The sequence below is a fragment of the Vibrio genomosp. F10 str. 9ZD137 genome (assembly GCF_049974785.1).
Lineage (GTDB): Bacteria > Pseudomonadota > Gammaproteobacteria > Enterobacterales > Vibrionaceae > Vibrio.
The window spans coordinates 1-989 of record NZ_JBNGCJ010000024.1; the positions used below are offsets into that span (position 1 = coordinate 1).

Here is a 989-nt window from a genome sequence, read left to right on the forward strand (position 1 = left end):
TGGGGCGCCGGTTGCTAAAGAGACATGACCCACGATAGTTTCTGTATTTCCGTGTTGGTAATGTGCATTGGTGTAGTAAGCGCCTTCATCCATCAAGTAACGAAAACCACCTTCACCGAAGTTATGCTTGTAGCGTTCAAGCAAGTCTGCACGAAGGCCATCAACCGTAATTTGTAGCACTAGGTCTGGGTTACTTTCTGACGCTGATACAGGTCCTAGACAGAATAATGCGAGCGTTAACGCTGACAATCGAGTGTATAACATGAATGGTCCTTATTTAACGTCTTTGGCTAGGCGTAAACCCATGTCAGACATGATAATTGATTGGCTTGCAAAATCTCGGCGATAATTCTCAGAGAGCGTGGCATCGTAAGCAAAACTGCCCCCTCGGACGGATTTATGAGATAAGTGGACATCACTGTGATGAGCATTATTTGGATTATCTGTTGGTCCAAATCGATAGAACGTATCATCGAAGGCATCAATTACAAATTCTCCGACGTTACCTGTCATGTCATACAAGCCAAGTTCATTAGGCATCTTTTGGCCTACCGGGTGTGCTCTGTTTTTCGAGTTCCCGGCAAACCACGCGACATCGTCAATATTATTCGATCCGCTGTAGGTAAAGCCTTGACTCTTTGTTCCACCTGTCGCTGCGAACTCCCATTCGGCTTCGGTTGGAAGTCGATACGCTTCACCGGTGAGTTCATTCAATTGCTCGATAAAATAATTCGCTTGTTGCCAGCTTAAGTTATTAACTGGTACCTGTGGATCCTGAAAGAAGCTGTGAGATGCCCCCATCACTGATTCAAACAGTGCTTGGGTCACTTCGAATTGTGCAATATAGAAGCTGTCTACGGTCACTTCTCGTGCTGGATTTTCTGCTTTGGTGGCATTTGGGCTATTGGAACCCATGGTAAATGTTCCACCTTCAACCAAAACCATCTCCTGATCGATCTGTAGAGCGATCGGGTGTGGCGGCACGCTGG

General features: G+C 46.2%; 2 protein-coding genes. Both read right to left on the reverse strand.

The window, feature by feature from the left end; translation table 11 throughout:
* Positions 1 to 264 (reverse strand): alkaline phosphatase family protein (locus tag ACP45E_RS00330; RefSeq protein WP_198927656.1); only part of this gene is annotated, 264 nt, incomplete at its 3' end.
* Between the two features lie 9 nt (positions 265 to 273).
* The coding region (locus tag ACP45E_RS00335) for a formylglycine-generating enzyme family protein (protein WP_069584578.1) at positions 274 to 989 on the reverse strand (716 nt) is incomplete at its 5' end.